The sequence below is a fragment of the Nioella aestuarii genome, assembly GCF_050896395.1.
GTDB lineage: Bacteria > Pseudomonadota > Alphaproteobacteria > Rhodobacterales > Rhodobacteraceae > Nioella > Nioella aestuarii.
The window spans coordinates 36,928-52,449 of sequence record NZ_JBPBBA010000014.1 but is presented as its reverse complement, the minus strand read 5'-3'; the positions used below and the strand labels follow the sequence as shown (position 1 = coordinate 52,449).

Below are 15,522 nucleotides of genomic sequence, written 5' to 3'. Positions count from 1 at the left end.
TTACCGGGAGCAACCTTCGCCCTTCGAGGGTTGCTCCACCGTTTCTGTTTTCGCCACCCGCAGTGGATGTGGTTTGATTGCCGTGCAGTCCAGGATGAAGGACAGATCGCAATGGACAGCGAAATCGAAGGAAATCTTCTCCCAGAAAAGCCGACCATAGACGACCGCTTGGCAGCTTGGGAGGCCGCCCAGAAGGGTGTCATTATCCGTGACCATCAGGGGCAGACTCTGAGATCAAGAGATTTCTGGGTTTATATCGCCTTAGATATTCCTGCGCTGCATGGTCCAATTGGATTGGTCGGGCTCGTTCTCGATCTGCTTGCAGCCGGCAGAGCCGAGGAAGCGCGTCCATTGTCTGGACGATTGGTGTCGGTCGCTCGGAATGCCTACAGGGACTTCTGGCAGCTCGATAAGGGTAGCGGGCGCCACACCGATCATATGGAACCTATTGTTGAGGGTCTGATTGCGAAGCTATCTGGAGCGTCTGCGCTAGGAGCGTGCTTTGGCACAGCAAGAGGGGACGGGCGGTTCGATCTGAGTGGTGAAGGTCCGACCGGTGCCGCTATAACTCATTTCAACAAGATATCTGTTGGCGATACATTCTTTGCCGCATATGGGAAAAGACACAGCCATGGTCAGGCGCTGCGTCTGGTGCCACGGGTTCTTGGGGAAGGCGGGGACGAATGAAATCAAATGGATTGGATGCCGCCGACATTCGCATATTGGCTGCCTTGCAGCAGCATGGCCAGCTGAGCAAGTCGAGACTGGCAGAGCTGGTCAACCTGTCGCCGACCCCTTGTTGGGCTCGTCTGGATCGGCTGAAGGCGGCCGGTTACATTCGCGGGTATCATGCGGACTTGGCGCTGGACCGTATCGCGAGTTTCTCCCACGTTATTGTGACGGTCTCGCTCACACATCATCGAAAGACAGATTTCGACCGGTTCGAGGCAAAGATCCAGGCATTGGATGAGGTCACCATGTGCGTCGCAACGGGCGGCGGCATGGATTATGTGATGCAGGTCTTCACCCACAGTCTTACCGCCTTCCAGACCCTGATGGATGACCTTCTTTCCGCTGATCTCGGGATTGAGCGGTACATGACCTATATCACGACCCGAAGAATCAAATCGACTCAGCCCAATGTCGCAAAACTGATTGCCGGTGGCGCGAACTGACATTGCGCGTCTGAATGGTCTTTTTGATCAGCAAATTTCAGCCCAATCAGCCTGCTGAAATGGCCACTTTCAGTCCGAATTTGTGCCGCGTCCTGGACTACACACTCGCCAGTTCCTCACGCCTGCTGACTTCAGCAGCCCCTTGCAACTAAGGCGACAGACATGACCCAGGTAGACGATTTCGGCTTCGGCACCCAGATCCGCAAATCCCCCTATTTCGATGCAACCGTCCGGTGGGGCGCAAAGGGGTTTTCGGTATATAACCACATGTATATCCCGCGGGATTTCGGTGATCCGGAGCAGAACTTCTGGAACCTCGTGAACGAAGCCATCCTGTGTGACGTGGCGGTCGAGCGGCAGGTCGAAATCACCGGGCCAGATGCGGCGCGCTTTGTGCAAATGCTGACCCCGCGTGACCTATCCAAGATGGCTGTGGGCCAGTGCAAGTATATCCTGATCACCAATGCCGAGGGCGGCATTCTGAACGATCCGATCCTGCTGCGACTGGCGGAAAACCACTTCTGGATCTCGCTCGCGGACAGCGACATTCTGCTTTGGGCTCAGGGCGTGGCAGTGCATTCCGGCATGGACGTGTCGATTGGTGAACCCGACGTGTCGCCATTGCAGCTTCAGGGGCCGAACTCGGGCCTGATCATGCAGGCGCTCTTTGGTGAAGAGATCATGGACCTCAAATACTACTGGCTGCGCGAAGTGGATCTGGATGGTATTCCGCTGATCGTTTCGCGCACCGGTTGGTCCAGCGAACTGGGCTATGAGCTTTACCTGCGCGACGGTACCTATGGCGACGCGCTTTGGGAACGGATCATGGCTGCTGGCATGGAGTTCGGTCTGAAACCCGGCCATACCTCGTCAATCCGCCGGATCGAAGGCGGGATGCTGTCCTATCACGCTGATGCCGACATCCACACCAATCCGTTCGAGCTTGGCTTCGACCGGCTGGTCAACCTGGACATGGAAGCTGATTTCATCGGCAAGGCCGCTCTGAAGCGCATCAAGGAAGAGGGCGCGACCCGCAAGCAAATTGGCCTGATCATCGATTGTGAGCCGCTGCAAGGCCCGAACACCACGTTCTGGGAAATAAACAAGGACGGCAAAACCATCGGCAAGGTGACGTCGGCGGTCTACTCTCCGCGTTTGAAGCAGAACATCGCCCTGGCCATGGTGTCAGCCGATCAGGCTATGCTTGGCTCTGAGGTTGAAGTCGTGACCAGATCTGGACCGGTCCTCGCCACCGTGGTTGAGCGCCCGTTCTACGACCCGAAAAAGCAAATCGCCGCCGCCTGAGCGGCCGGACCATAGCGGAGCACCCAGAAATGTCCGACCTCGCGATCCAGTTGCACTGGCATCGGGCGACCCCGGTTTTTCAGACCGGCGCCTACTCGAACGCCCATCTTGTTCAGTTCAACAACCAATACGATGTGACCGTGGACTCTGCCCCAGATTGGGGTGGAGATCCGGCGAACACCAACCCGGAACAGGCATTGGCCTCGGCCTTGTCGAGTTGCCACATGATGACGTTCCTTGCCCTTTGCGCCAAGGCCGGTTGGCCGGTCGCGAGCTATCATGACTATGCCGAAGCGCATCTGGGCAAGAATCCGCGCGGGCAGATGTCTGTCACGCGAATTGATCTGCACCCGGTTGTGCGGTTCGATACGGGCTTTTCGGTCAGTGACGCAGAGTTGGCCCAGATGCAGGAGCGTGCGCATCGCTACTGCTTCATCGCCAATACGCTGGCCGACAGCGTTGAAATCAACATTCTCTGATCTTTGGCAGAATGACTCCCATGTACTCCGGCGATATCCTTCTGCGTGACCACGATGCGAACGGCGTTGTGCACCTGACCCTCAACGACGGCGCGCGGGAGCATGGGTTGGATTTGCCAGGGATTTTGTAATCGGGTGCGGCCCCTCGATAGGGAGGGGCCAGCCGCTTGGCAGGTCGGGGTGTAGGGGAAAGGGGCTGCGGGTTGGAGTGCGATGGCTGCTTAGAGCCCACAGCTACATCATTGTTGCGGTGCCGCGAATGTCCGGTTTGCCAAGACTAAGGGCCGTCATTCCTGAGGACGATGTCACGTCATCAAATTGAATGACCCGCCATGCAAGGGCGCTCTGTGACCGCGCTCAGGACGATGGTTGTGCGCACGCGCGTAACCGATTGGACCGGGTTGATCTGGGTTTCGATGATTTCGTTGAGCTCATCTGTACCCGATGCCCGGATCTTCAGCAGGTAGCAATCGTCGCCCGCGATCTTGTGCAGCTCTTCGAGGCCAGTCACGCCGGATAAGGCTGCGGCGGTGTCAAAACCAAGGCTTGGCTTGGCGTCGGTGACAAAGACAAATGCCAACAGAGGTTTGCCGAGCGCATGGGGGTTCAACCGCACCTCGTAGCCCTGAATGACACCATCCGCTTCCAGCCTGCGCACACGCTCTGAAATGGCCGAGGGCGCCAGACCCACCTGTCGGGCGATATCTGCCTTGGAAATTGCGGCGTCTTCCAGAAGAAGCGACAGTATTTGTTTATCTTTTGCGTCGATCATGCGGCCATTGTATCATTACGCAATCGAATCGTCTACGATTTAGATCACTTGGATACGAAAAACCTGTTGGAGATCGAAAATGGACTCAGGGACGCTTGATCTGACCTTTGCAGAGGGCACGGTCAGTTTGGCGTATCTGCATCGCGCAGGCACGCGCCCACCATTGGTGTGCCTGCACGGTTTTGGCTCGACCAAGGAAGACTACGCCGATCTGTCGATGCGCCCCGAATTTCAGGACCGCAGCCTGATCTTTTGGGATGCACCCGATTGCGGTGCATCGCAGGTCAGCTCGCCTGATGCGCTATCGATCCCGTTTTTGGTCAAGGTTGCGCTGGCCGCCTGTGATGCCCTCGGCATCGAGCGGTTCCACATGTCCGGGCATTCGATGGGTGGCCTCACCGCGCTTCTGCTGGCGCATGAACAGCCGGATCGGATCCTGAGTTTCATGAACATCGAGGGCAATATCGCGCCAGAAGACTGTTTCCTGTCGCGCCAGATCGTCGAACACGCGGCCGACACGCCCGCAGGCTTTGCCAAAGGGTTCATCGACCGGGTGCGACATCGCGCGGAATATGGCTCTGGCCTTTACGCGGCGGCGTTGCCCGCCAAGGTGCGCAACACGTCGTTTGAGCCGATCTTCACGTCCATGGTGGCGCAGTCTGACGATGCGCCGCTGATGGGTATGTTCACCGATCTGCCTTGTCCGCGCGCGTTCATCTATGGCGAACAAAACCGCCATCTCTCCTATCTCGGAGACTTGCCCGAGATGGGTGTCGAGGTGATCGAGATCCCGCATTCAGGGCATTTCCCGATGTACTCCAACCCGCCCGCGCTTTGGGCTGCGATGGCGGATTTCCTTGAAAGGCACGATCCAAACCCATGACAACAAATGATTTCGCAGCCTTTCCAACGGGCAATCTCTGCAACGCTGATCCGCGCGTGCGCGCGATTGCGCCCGCGATCAAGCCCCTGATCCCCGGCAAACGCATCTCTGGCCGTGCCCGCACAGCGCGGATAACACCGGGCCAGAACGGGGCGATCCATCGCGCGGTTCATCATGCTGTCGCCGGAGACATCCTCGTCGTGGATGGTGGCGGCTCTGAGCGGTTCGGCCCGTTTGGAGACCTGCTTGCCGACGGGTGCATCGCCAAGGGCATGGTTGGCGCCGTCTTCGATTGCACGATCCGCGACAGTCCCGATATCGCGGCGCTGGGGTTTCAGGTGTTCTGCCGGGGCTTTCATCCCGAAGCGACCGCCAAGACGGACCGCGGAGACACGGACGTCCCGGTCGTTCTTGGCGGGGTCACTGTTCACCCCGGTGATATCGTTGTGGGCGACGACGATGGCGTGGTGGTGATCCCTTGCGATGCGGCCGCTGAAGTGCTGACCAAGGTCGCCGCTGTCGCCGCCCGCGAGGAGAGAATCCGCGCCCGCATTCACGCAGGCGAAACCACATTGGAAATCTTTGAACTGGACCCATAGGCCCGACCCAATCGACAAGAGGATACGATGGACAGACCTAACACTTTCTTCAATTTCGCCGACCTGAGCGAGGGCATCGCCCGCGCCTTGGCCGATGGCATCGAAACCCGCGTCTTCCCTGGCGAGCAGGCGATGTTTTCCGTCGTCAGCTTTGAGCCCGGCAGCGAAGGATCGATCCACTCGCACCCCGAGGAGCAATGGGGCGTGCTGCTTGAGGGCAGCGGCACCCGCATCCAGGACGGCGTTGACGTGCCGGTCGGGCCGGGCGACTTCTGGCGCACACCCGGCGGCGTCGAACACGGCTTCAAGGCGGGCCCGGACGGCGCGAAGGTGCTCGATGTCTTCGCCCCACCGCGCGAAGCCTATCGCAAGTCAGGTTCAGGATTTGCTGCTTAGGTTCGGCTCCTGCGGAACCCCCTTTTTTGGAACCGGACATCAAGGTTTCCATAACGAAGGGCAGATTTGTCCCGCAAAGCCGACCTCAAGCCCTCAACGTCTTGCTCCCCAAGACCCACGCATGGCCGTTTTCCCTTGGCAGGTCGCGCAAAGCCTGCCAGCGTGAAAAGGCACAGAAAGGCATGTGACATGCTGGAAAAAGTCCAACAGTTCCGCGACAGGCTGACCGGGAAATGGTCGGCGCGGTCCACATGGCCTTGCTTCATCATCAACAACCGCTCATCCCCTGCGCTTTGACTGTCCGCTGAAACCGGGGCTTGTCCCCAATGACATGGCTGCCCAAGGCGGCCCGGATGATCGGAGCTTTCCAGATGACCCTTACCCTAGACCTGCCCAAGGTGCGGGAAGACTACAAGCGCGACGGTGTCGTGCTGCTGCGCAACGCTGTTTCGCCCGAGTGGATCGAGAAACTGCGCGCGGCGATTGATCTCGAAGTGCAGAAGGGCGAACGCTATTTCGCCTACAAGAACATGCGCGAGAGGCCAGGCACGTTTCAGGATTATTGCCTGCAATCGGATATCGGCCAGCGTGTGGCCGAGGTGGCGGGCAGTCCCTGGACATCGCTTATTTACGACCAGATCTTCGTGAAGGAGCCGGGGACGAAGACCCAGACCGGCTGGCACACGGATCAGCCCTATTGGCCTGTTCAGGGCCCGATCATGACCATGTGGATCGCTCTGGATGAGGTCGACGCGGACAATGGCGCGCTTGAATTCGTGCGCGGATCGCACGCGTGGGGCGCGAAATACCGGCCTTTCAAAACCGATCAGCTCGGCGCGTTCTCGCATTATCTGGAAGAGGGAAACCCCGACTACATCGATATGCCGGATTTCGAGGCGGATCGGTCAGACTACGACATCTTCCACTTCCCCCATATGAACCCCGGCGACGCGCTGGCCTTTGACGGGATGAGCGTGCATTCGGCCATGGGCAACCGGACCTCGACCCACAGGCGGAGGGGCTACGCGATCCGCTTCGCGGTGGAGGGCGCCACCTATGACCCGCGAGATGAGGTCACGGAATGGTTGCATGATGACAACCTGGCGAAGGGCGCTCCGTTCCGGGGTGGGCGTTTCCCTGTGATCTACGCGGCGTGATCTGAGGGGGCCGGGTATCCGGCCCCTTGTCTCAGGTGACTTGCCCGCGTTGGTCCTCACGTCCCATGGACACGAGCAGGTTGTCGCGTGCCTGAATGGCCTCGAACCCTGCCTTATCCGTCATGCCCTTCCATTGGGCCAGCACCAGCGATTGCGCCACAGCCCCGCCTAGGGTTCCGCCGGGGCCGGTGACGATAAACAGATCCGGGGCAAACTCGCGCGCTGCCGTGCTGATGGCGGCGGTGAAGTCGTATGTCTCGCAGACCTGCGTGTCGAACGTGTAGCGCCACAGTGCTTCCGTGTCGGTCGCATGAGGCCACCAAACCGATCCGCGCCCGTCGATGAGGGGCTTTTGCGGCTGGTGGAACAACGAGACGGGCAGGGCAGCGCGGCCCATTTCGGCCACGGGTGCCTGCATAGCGGTATGAAACGCGGCGTGATTGGCAAGCCGCATGGGGAAGCGTCCACCTACTGGGGGAACGGCCGCTTCAAAGGCCTTCAGGCCAGCCTCATCCCCCGCCAGAACCAGCATCCCGCCAAGGTCAATGGAGAGGTACAATTCCTGACTGGCGCGCGCGTTGATGTCCCTGACAAGCGCCAGAAGCTCCGTCTTGCGGGCCATGTCTGCCCGCCAATCCTCGCCCATCCAGGGGTAGACCAACTGCCCGCCGATAAGATGTTGTTGCATCAGGCCGCCCATGGTGTCGACGACGCGGAACCCGTCCTCGGGCGTCAGCGCGCCGCCAGCGGCAAGCGCAAGGTACCAGCCCATGGAATTGCCGGTGACGGCGACGACCTCGATATCCTCGGCCAGTGCCGCCGCGTCGGCCAGCGAACAGGCGCAGATGAGGGGGGAGGCCACGTCGCCGCGCGAGTATTTCGAGACGCTGTATTTTTCTGCCCCATCCAGGGCGGAGACGGTTTCCAGACCGGCACCAGCCCGGATTGCGTCGAACCGCGCAATGATTTCTGCGCGCGGGCCGTGGTGGCGCTTGAGATAGCCCAACTCGGGCGCGTTATAGGTGCCCCTACCGGGGCAGATCAGAATCGCCTTGCGTGTCATGCCATGCCCCCCGTCAATGCCTTCGCCGCGTGATAGATGCCGTCCGCCGAGGGCAGGGTCGCGCCATAGGCGGGGCCGGTGGCGATGAAGCTGTCCTCTGCCGTGACGCGGGCGAAGCTGCCGATTCCCGCCTCGTGAAGATGGGCCATCAGCGCCTCGGCCTGCCCGCCGGTGAAGCGGCATTCATCGACCACCAGCACATGGGCCGCGCCACGCACCGCCTCGATCATCGCGTCAACGGGTAGGGGTGCTAGCCAGCGCAGGTCAATGACGCGGGTTCTGATCCCCTCGGCCTCCAGCCGCGCCTGTGCCTGCCGCGACAGGTAGTGGCCGTTGCCATAGGTGATGATCGCAAGGTCCTGCCCGTCGCCATGCTGGCCGATCTCGCCAAGCGGAATGCGCCGGTCGGGGGCGGGGTAGTTCGTCATCCAGCCGCCATCGCCCGCCTCGTGCAGGTCACGCATCGGGTAGAGCGCAATGGGTTCGACGAAGACCACGACCCGCTGTTCCTCCCGCGCCAGTCGCACGCATTCGCGCAACATGCACGCAGCGTCCGCGCCGGTCGACGGACAGGCGAGGATCAGCCTCGGAATATCGCGCAGCACCGCCAGCGAGTTGTCGTTGTGGAAATGCCCGCCGAAGCCCTTTTGATAGCCAAGCCCGGCAATGCGCACCACCATCGGGTTGGTGAACTGACCGTTGGAGAAGAAGGGCAGGGTGGCGGCTTCGCCCCTCAGCTGATCCTCGGCATTGTGCAGATAGGCAAGGAACTGAATTTCGGGGATCGGGATAAAGCCGTTTCCGGCCATGCCGATGGCATTGCCCAAAATGGACTGCTCATCCAGCAATGTGTCGATCACCCGGTCGGGGCCGTAGCGCTGTTGAAGCTTCTGGGTCACGCCATAAACACCGCCCTTGCGGCCCACATCCTCGCCCATCAAGACGATTTCGCGATGTCCCAGCATCAGGTCCGTGAGCGCGAGGTTTAGGATTTTCGACAAAGGCTGCGGGCTTTCCATCGCCTTCATATCCGCACCAAACACCGCCGGGCGGGCCTCTGCCGAGGGGCCATTCGTGGCCGCGCAAATCCGTTTCGGGGGGATGAGGCTCGCCATCACGCCCGCCGCGTCCCGCAAGCGGGGGCGGGTCACGGCCTCTGACGCTACGCGGGAAACGCGGGCGTTGGTCTCTTCGTAGATCGCCAGCGCGTCCTTGGCGGGCAGGGCGCCCGAGGCATCCAGCAGGCGGGCGGAATGCAGGAGGGGATCGTTCGCTTCGCCGGCCTCAACCTCCTCTTTCGACAGGTAGCTTAGCGCCACATCCGCACCCGCGTGGCCGTAGAGCCGGACGGTGCGCAGATGCAGGAAGGCGGGTTTCCTGCGGGTGCGGACATAGTCGGCAGCCTCCTGCGCGACCTTGTAGGTTTCGTAGATGTCGAGCCCGTCCGCTGCGAAATACTTGATGCCCGGGCGGTGGCGCATACTGGCTTCGATCCAGCCTTTCGGCGTCTTGACCGAGATGCCAATGCCATTGTCCTCGCACACGAACAATAGCGGCAGGGGCGTGGATTGAACCGAGGTCCAGCCCGCCGTATTGATCGCGCCTTGCGCGGTGGAATGGTTGGCAGAGGCATCGCCAAAGCTGCACATGACGATGGCGTCATTTTCATAGAGCTTGTGTTCGGGCGGGTGACGGCGTGCGAGACCTATGGAAAACGCCGCGCCGACGGCCTTGGGCAGGTGGCTGGCGATGGTTGACGTCTGGGGCGGGATCATCAGGGCATGGCTGCCCAAAACCTTGTGCCGACCGCCGGAAATCGGGTCTTCCGACGAACAGGCGAAGGAAAGCAGCATGTCCCAGGTGATATTCTGCCCCGGCACCTGCGCGCTGCGCGCGATCTGGAAGGCCGCATCGCGGTAATGCAGAAAGGCCGGGTCGGTGGGGCGCAATGCTGCGGCGACGGCGGCCATGCCTTCATGCCCTGACGATCCGATCGTGTAATAGCCTTGCCCCGCCTTCTGCATCGCCCGGCTTTCCCGGTCGAGCGCGCGGGACAGGCATTGCGCCCGGTAGATCGACACCGCCAGCGGCGCGGGCAGGCCCGGAACCGGCGCGCTGCCCAGTGGGAACTCGCGGGCGGGCACGCGGGTCAGGAAGTTGTCGTGAACGATCTGGGCGCGGTCCATATCGGGGCCTTTTTTGTTCGGTCAGCGGTTCGGCTTGCCGTGCGTGGATGAAGCATCGCGCACAGTGATAATTGCCATCACCCCTTGATTTAGGCTTGTTTACAAGCAAGCGCCAATGATGAATTCTCCGATCAGTTGGAGAAAAACTCACATGATTGCTTCCCGTCGCTTTTTACCTTCGCTTCCATCCATGTTGGCGCTGGAGGCCGTGGACCGGCTTGGCAGCGCCACGGCAGCGGCTGAGGAACTGTCGCTGACCCACAGCGCGGTGAGCCGCCAGATCAAAGTGCTTGAGGACCAGTTGGGCGTCACGCTGGTTCAGCCGGGGCGCGGCGGGTTGCGGCTGACCCCCGCTGCGGTGGACTATTGCCAGACGCTTAGGGAAAGCCTGACGGCGTTGTCGCGCGCATCCCTGAGACTGAAGGCCAACCCCGATGGCGGTAGCCTCGATCTTTCGATCCTGCCCGCGTTCGGTATCCACTGGCTGGCGCCCCGTTTGCGACGCTTCAGCCTTGCGCACCCGGAGGTGTCGCTGAACCTGTCCACCCGTCTGAAGCCATTCGACTTCGCGCGCGAACCCTTCGACGCGGCTGTGCATTTTGGTGCACGGGACTGGCCGGGCGTGTCCTATCTCAAGATCGCCGGCGAAGAGGTGCTGCCGGTCTGTGCGCCGGGGCTGCTGCCCGAACCTCTGGATAGGCCAGAGGCGTTGCTGGATCTGCCGCTTTTGCATCTCGATACGCGGGCCAGCGCGTGGGAAGACTGGTTCCGTCATCAGGGCGTCGATGTCACCGCGCCGCGCGGAATGCTCTTTGACCAGTTCACCACCATTGCTCAAGCCGCCGCGCTAGAAATGGGGGTGGCTTTGCTGCCGACCTTTCTGGCCGAGGCGGAAATCGCCCGCGGGCGACTGGTCGTGGCCTTTGGCGGTCCGGTGATCTCAACCGGCAGCTACTATCTGGTCTGGCCCAATGATCGCCCCATGCGCGCGCCGCTGGAACGGTTCGCGGACTGGATCCGGTCGGATCTGTAGCGCAGCAGGGGCAGGGGAAGGATTGTGGTCTGGCAGATGTCGGACGGGGCAACGGAGTGGCGGGATGCCGAAAGCGGGCGGTAGGGTCTGACCCGCCGAAGCGCAACGCAATCACACAATGCCCCGACCCAAGCACCCGATTGCCCGGTCAGGAACAGCCCATACCAGGCACCGATTGACCTCGTAGAGCGACATGGCCGGGTCGTGTTTGGGAACGTGTCTGGACGGAAAACGGTCTATGGCTGTGGTATCAGTCACAAAATCGGCAACCCAATGACGCACGTCCTGCCAAGCCAAACAGCCGAGCACAGCCACAGAACAGGTCTGATCTTCGTCTTTCTGGCAGGGGTGCTGTGGTCGACCGTCGGGCTTGGTATTCGGTTGATCGAGGAGGCCGTCGTCTGGCAGATCCTGCTGTATCGATCGGTCAGCCTTTCGGCCCTGTTGTTCGCGGTCGTCTGGCTTCGCACGGGAAAAAGCCCCATCAGCCATATCCGCCGCACAGGTTGGCCAGCCGTGATCGCGGGTTTGTCGCTTGTGGCGGCCTATGCGGGCGGGATCTATGCCATTCAGGCCACGTCAGTGGCCAATGCAATGCTGCTTTTCGCAACGGCGCCCTTCATGACGGCGGTTCTGGGATGGGTTGTGTTGCAGGAAGCCGTCCGCAAGGCCACCTGGATCGCGATTTTCGTTGCCCTCGCCGGGATCGGCATCATGGTGGCAGACAAATCCGCAGGCGCGGCGTTGTCGGGCAGTTTGGCGGCCATCGGGTCGGCACTTGGCTTTGCGATTTTCACGGTGGCGCTCAGATGGGGCAAGTCGGGCGAGATGTTGCCCGCGGTTTTTTTATCGGGTGTCTTTGCCATCCTCATCACCGCGGTGATCTGCCTGTCACTCGGATTGCCGTTGGTCCTGTCGCCGCGCGACGGTGGTATCGCCATGGGAATGGGGGTGTTTCAGGTCGGGGCGGGGCTGATCCTCTATACGCTCGGTTCCCGCACCCTACCTGCCGCCGAATTGACGCTTTTGTCACTGGCGGAGGTGCTGCTTGGGCCCTTTTGGGTTTGGCTTTTCCTTGGTGAAACGGCGACGCTCAACACGCTGATCGGCGGGGCGATCCTGCTGGCCGCAATCGCGGGCAACGCGGTATCCGGTGCAAGGCGCAAGCCGCCACCTATCACAGCGCCCTGATCCTAGATCAATTGCCGATCACGGGCGATCATTGCGGCCTGGGTGCGGTTCCGGGCATCCAGTTTGCGGCACAGTGTTTTGACGTGCAGCTTGATCGTGACCTCTTGCAGGTCAAGATCGCGGGCAATTTCCTTGTTCGATTTGCCGTCACAAAGGGCCCTGAGAACCTCGGTCTCGCGGGATGTCAGATTGGCGGCTCTGCTATCGCCTGTCTGCTGCTGAAGGTTGACCGGCAGAAAGACCTCGCCAGATACCATAAGGCGGATCGCGCTTATCATCGCCTTGGCGCTCATCGTTTTGGGGACGAAACCAATTGCCCCGGCCTTGATCGCATCTTTCGCGATTGCGGGGGTGGCCGTGCCGGACAGAATTGCCACAGGCCCGCCCTTCATCGCGTCTTGCATCCGGCCGATTCCGTCCAGCCCGTTCATGCCGGGCATATTGTAGTCCAAAAGGGCAAGGTCAAAGCTGTTTTGGCTGGCCGCAGTCAGCGCATCAGGAAGGTTTTCTGCAGTTTCAACCGCTTCCACCCCTTCTGATTTCAGAAAGAGACTGACTGTATCCCGGACAAGGTCGTGGTCATCCGCAAGCAAAATGCGCATGGGTATCCTTTCGGTGCCTGCCCCTGTACCGATGGTAGCGGATCATCATGAGGGATGGAATAGCGACCTAACCCTTTCGCAAAGGTGCAGTGGCGGCTTGCATGGCGGCAATCAGCGCATCGCGGTCTTCCGACAGGCTAACCGGATCAGCCCCGGCGGTTGCCTCTGCCATGCCTGCGACAAGTCGATCGGCGGTCTCTGCGTTGAGATAGGGGGTGCCCAGATCATCCCACCAACGGTTGAAACTGTCGGCATAGCGGGTACAGAACTCGGCCAGTCCACCAGCCCCCGCCCCGAGATGAAAAAGCGTTGTCGGCCCCATGGTGGCCCATCTCAGGCCCGGGCCGGCCCATACCGCTTTGTCAACATCCTCGACACTGGCCACGCCCTCAGTCACCAGGTGGATCGCCTCGCGCCAAAGGGCCGCCTGCAACCGGTTGGCCACATGGCCGGGCACCTCCTTATTCACTCGGATCGTGATCTTGCCCACCTCTGCATAGAACCGCTCCGCCGTCTCTACTGCGCCCGGACGGGTGCGGGTGTTGCCCATGACTTCGACCAGCGGGATAAGGTGGGGCGGGTTGAACGGATGTCCCAGAACCAGTGGACCCGGGTTTTGCCATCCACCCTGCATTTCCGAAAGCGTCAGACCAGACGCCGAGGAGGCAACGACCGCATCCGAAGCAAGTGCCGGTTCGATCCGGGCATAGAGCGCGTGTTTGACCTCCAGTCGCTCAGGTACGCTTTCCTGTACAAAGCCCGCACCCGCGACAGCATCCGCCGGATCATCGGTGAACCGAAGCTGCCCGCGCGCATGTGTCGCCAACCCCAATTGTTCCAGTACCGGCCACGCCCTGTCCACGTAGTCCTGCACAATCGCATCAGCCCCTTGGGCAGGGTCGAACACAGTCACCGATTTCCCGGCGGCAAGAAAAAGCGCGGTCCAGCTGGCCCCGATGACGCCTGCGCCAAGGACGGCTGTCTGAGAGAGATCGGTCATCAGAAAAGTCCAGGATTGAGGGGGGAGGCGGCGGTCAGCCCGCCATCGACGGTCAGACACTGGCCGGTTATGAACCGCGCTTCTTCAGAGACAAGCCACGCCACGGCGCGGGCAATATCCTCGGGGCTGCCAAAACGGCCTGCGGGGTGGCGGGCAAGCGCATCAGCCTTGGCGGCAGTGGGGTTTTCGGCCAGGGCGAAAGCCTCATCCGACATGGCGGTCATGATCCAGCCGGGGCTGATCGCGTTGCATCGCACCTGTGGTCCGTGATCCACCGCGATAGAGCGGGTCAACCCGTGAACGAAGGCCTTGGATGCGTTGTATAGCGCCATGGATGGATCCGCGACATGACCCGAGATCGAGCCGATATTGACGATCACGCCACCAGCATCCTGCATTCCCGGCAATACGGCGCGCGTCATGTTGAACACGCCCCGGCAATTGGCCCCTATGACCAGCTCCCAGTCCGCATCGCTGCTGTCGGCCACGGTCTTCTCCACTTGAACGCCCGCGTTGTTCACAAGGATCGTGGGGGTGCCGAAAGCCGCTTGCGCCGCGGCAAGGATCTGCCTGGCGTCTTCAGGTCGCGCGACATCGCCCGACATCCAGCCAATTGCATCGGGCAGATCGCCGGGCCTCGGCCCGCGCCCACAGGTCATCACCCGCGCTCCGTCTGCCGCCAGCCGGTCCACGATGGCGCGTCCGATCCCTCGGCTGCCGCCGGTCACAATTGCCACGTCCGCCATCAGAAATTCACCCTGTCACCGCCCTTGAGCGCCAAGCGTTCCCGCGCTTCGGCCGGTGTCGCAACGCTGAGACCGAGAGCCTCGACGATGGACCGGATCTTCCGCACCTGCTGCGCGTTCGACGTCGCAAGCTCGCCCTTCCCGATATAGAGGCTGTCCTCCAGCCCAACCCGCAGGTTGCCGCCCAAAAGCGCACTTTGCGTGGCGAAGGGCATCTGGTGACGGCCCGCGGCCAGCACCGACCATTCGTAATTCTCTGCACCGAACAGCCGGTCCGCCACCTTGTGCATATGCATGAGGTTGTCCAGATCGGCGCCCACACCGCCCAGAATACCGAACACCATCTGGATGAAGAAAGGCGGCTTGATCAGCCCCTGATCGACGAACCATTTGACGTTGTAGAGATGGCTCAGATCATAGCATTCAAACTCGAACTTGGTGCCATGGGCCTCGCCCAAGTTCTTCAGCGCGTATTCGATGGTGGCGAAGGTGTTGGGGAAGATGAAGTCACGGGTCATGGCAAGGAACTCCGGTTCCCAGTCATGTTTCCAATCTTTGTATTTCTCGAGCATCGGGAAGATCCCGAAATTCATGCTGCCCATGTTGAGGCTGGCCATTTCGGGGCTGGCATCGGTGGCGGCGCGCAGGCGTTCCTCCATGCTCATCCCAAGCCCCGCGCCGGTGCTGACGTTGATGATTGCATCGGTGGATTGCTTGATGACCGGCAGGAACTTCTGGAACGTTTCGGTGCGCGGGTCGGGCTTGCCGGTTTCGGGGTCACGCGCGTGAAGGTGGATGATCGATGCGCCCGCGTCTGCAGCCTCGATGCTGGCGGTCGCAATCTCGGCCGGTGTAATCGGCAGGTGGGGCGACATTGTGGGGGTATGGATGCCGCCGGTTGGCGCGCAGGTGATGATCACGGATTTGGGCATGTT

17 protein-coding genes are annotated in these 15,522 nt (G+C 61.2%); 10 read left to right on the top strand and 7 right to left on the bottom strand.

Annotation, left to right across the window (positions count from 1 at the left end):
* Positions 1-111: 111 nt before the first annotated feature.
* The 4 genes from ACROHD_RS10180 (at position 112) to ACROHD_RS10165 (ending at position 2,959) form a co-directional block, all read left to right on the top strand.
* Positions 112-687 (top strand): hypothetical protein, encoded by a 576-nt coding sequence (locus ACROHD_RS10180; RefSeq protein ID WP_432677631.1) that lies wholly within the window; start codon positions 112-114, stop codon positions 685-687.
* A complete protein-coding gene (locus ACROHD_RS10175; protein WP_432677629.1) occupies positions 684-1,175 on the top strand; it encodes an Lrp/AsnC family transcriptional regulator in 492 nt (163 codons plus the stop codon). Before ACROHD_RS10180 ends, ACROHD_RS10175 begins: the two co-directional genes overlap by 4 nt.
* Before the next feature lie 162 nt (positions 1,176-1,337).
* The gene (locus ACROHD_RS10170) at positions 1,338-2,480 is read left to right on the top strand and encodes a glycine cleavage T C-terminal barrel domain-containing protein (protein ID WP_432677628.1); all 1,143 of its coding nucleotides are present in this window, start codon (positions 1,338-1,340) and stop codon (positions 2,478-2,480) included.
* A gap of 29 nt (positions 2,481-2,509) precedes the next feature.
* On the top strand, positions 2,510-2,959 hold the full coding sequence (locus ACROHD_RS10165) for an OsmC family protein (protein WP_432677627.1): 450 nt from the start codon (positions 2,510-2,512) through the stop codon (positions 2,957-2,959).
* A 313-nt stretch (positions 2,960-3,272) separates the two neighbouring features.
* On the opposite strand, the gene ACROHD_RS10160 is transcribed toward ACROHD_RS10165, so the two are convergent.
* Complete coding sequence (locus tag ACROHD_RS10160) at positions 3,273-3,731, bottom strand: Lrp/AsnC family transcriptional regulator (RefSeq protein WP_432677625.1); 459 nt, start codon at positions 3,729-3,731, stop codon at positions 3,273-3,275.
* Positions 3,732-3,810: 79 nt separating this feature from the next.
* On the opposite strand from ACROHD_RS10160, the gene ACROHD_RS10155 reads away from it, so the two are divergent.
* From ACROHD_RS10155 to ACROHD_RS10140, 4 genes are all read left to right on the top strand, one after another.
* Positions 3,811-4,614: an alpha/beta fold hydrolase gene (locus tag ACROHD_RS10155; RefSeq protein ID WP_432677624.1), complete on the top strand. Its 804-nt coding sequence runs from the start codon at positions 3,811-3,813 to the stop codon at positions 4,612-4,614.
* Complete coding sequence (locus ACROHD_RS10150) at positions 4,611-5,213, top strand: RraA family protein (RefSeq protein WP_432677623.1); 603 nt, start codon at positions 4,611-4,613, stop codon at positions 5,211-5,213. Before ACROHD_RS10155 ends, ACROHD_RS10150 begins: the two co-directional genes overlap by 4 nt.
* A 27-nt stretch (positions 5,214-5,240) precedes the next feature.
* Positions 5,241-5,609 carry a cupin domain-containing protein gene (locus ACROHD_RS10145; protein ID WP_432677621.1) on the top strand — a complete coding sequence of 123 codons (369 nt, stop codon included), beginning with the start codon at positions 5,241-5,243 and terminating at the stop codon, positions 5,607-5,609.
* Positions 5,610-5,980: 371 nt separating this feature from the next.
* Positions 5,981-6,766: a phytanoyl-CoA dioxygenase family protein gene (locus tag ACROHD_RS10140; protein ID WP_432677619.1), complete on the top strand. Its 786-nt coding sequence runs from the start codon at positions 5,981-5,983 to the stop codon at positions 6,764-6,766.
* Positions 6,767-6,797: 31 nt separating this feature from the next.
* On the opposite strand, the gene ACROHD_RS10135 is transcribed toward ACROHD_RS10140, so the two are convergent.
* Positions 6,798-7,829: an ACP S-malonyltransferase gene (locus ACROHD_RS10135; RefSeq protein ID WP_432677618.1), complete on the bottom strand. Its 1,032-nt coding sequence runs from the start codon at positions 7,827-7,829 to the stop codon at positions 6,798-6,800.
* A complete protein-coding gene (locus ACROHD_RS10130) occupies positions 7,826-10,015 on the bottom strand; it encodes a thiamine pyrophosphate-dependent enzyme (protein WP_432677617.1) in 2,190 nt (729 codons plus the stop codon). Before ACROHD_RS10130 ends, ACROHD_RS10135 begins: the two co-directional genes overlap by 4 nt.
* A gap of 151 nt (positions 10,016-10,166) precedes the next feature.
* On the opposite strand from ACROHD_RS10130, the gene ACROHD_RS10125 reads away from it, so the two are divergent.
* Positions 10,167-11,048 (top strand): LysR family transcriptional regulator, encoded by an 882-nt coding sequence (locus ACROHD_RS10125; RefSeq protein ID WP_432677616.1) that lies wholly within the window; start codon positions 10,167-10,169, stop codon positions 11,046-11,048.
* Between the two features lie 273 nt (positions 11,049-11,321).
* Positions 11,322-12,239: a DMT family transporter gene (locus ACROHD_RS10120; protein ID WP_432677614.1), complete on the top strand. Its 918-nt coding sequence runs from the start codon at positions 11,322-11,324 to the stop codon at positions 12,237-12,239.
* Positions 12,240-12,241: 2 nt separating this feature from the next.
* On the opposite strand, the gene ACROHD_RS10115 is transcribed toward ACROHD_RS10120, so the two are convergent.
* From ACROHD_RS10115 to kce, 4 genes are all read right to left on the bottom strand, one after another.
* Positions 12,242-12,841 carry a response regulator gene (locus ACROHD_RS10115; protein WP_432677613.1) on the bottom strand — a complete coding sequence of 200 codons (600 nt, stop codon included), beginning with the start codon at positions 12,839-12,841 and terminating at the stop codon, positions 12,242-12,244.
* A gap of 67 nt (positions 12,842-12,908) precedes the next feature.
* Entirely contained in the window at positions 12,909-13,841 is a 933-nt protein-coding gene (locus ACROHD_RS10110; RefSeq protein ID WP_432677612.1) for a 3-hydroxyacyl-CoA dehydrogenase NAD-binding domain-containing protein, read from the bottom strand.
* Positions 13,841-14,587 carry an SDR family NAD(P)-dependent oxidoreductase gene (locus ACROHD_RS10105; protein ID WP_432677611.1) on the bottom strand — a complete coding sequence of 249 codons (747 nt, stop codon included), beginning with the start codon at positions 14,585-14,587 and terminating at the stop codon, positions 13,841-13,843. Before ACROHD_RS10105 ends, ACROHD_RS10110 begins: the two co-directional genes overlap by 1 nt.
* Positions 14,587-15,519 carry a 3,5-dioxohexanoate:acetyl-CoA acetone transferase gene (kce, locus tag ACROHD_RS10100; RefSeq protein WP_432677610.1) on the bottom strand — a complete coding sequence of 311 codons (933 nt, stop codon included), beginning with the start codon at positions 15,517-15,519 and terminating at the stop codon, positions 14,587-14,589. The genes ACROHD_RS10105 and kce overlap by 1 nt, the downstream gene beginning before the upstream one ends.
* Positions 15,520-15,522: the final 3 nt, after the last annotated feature.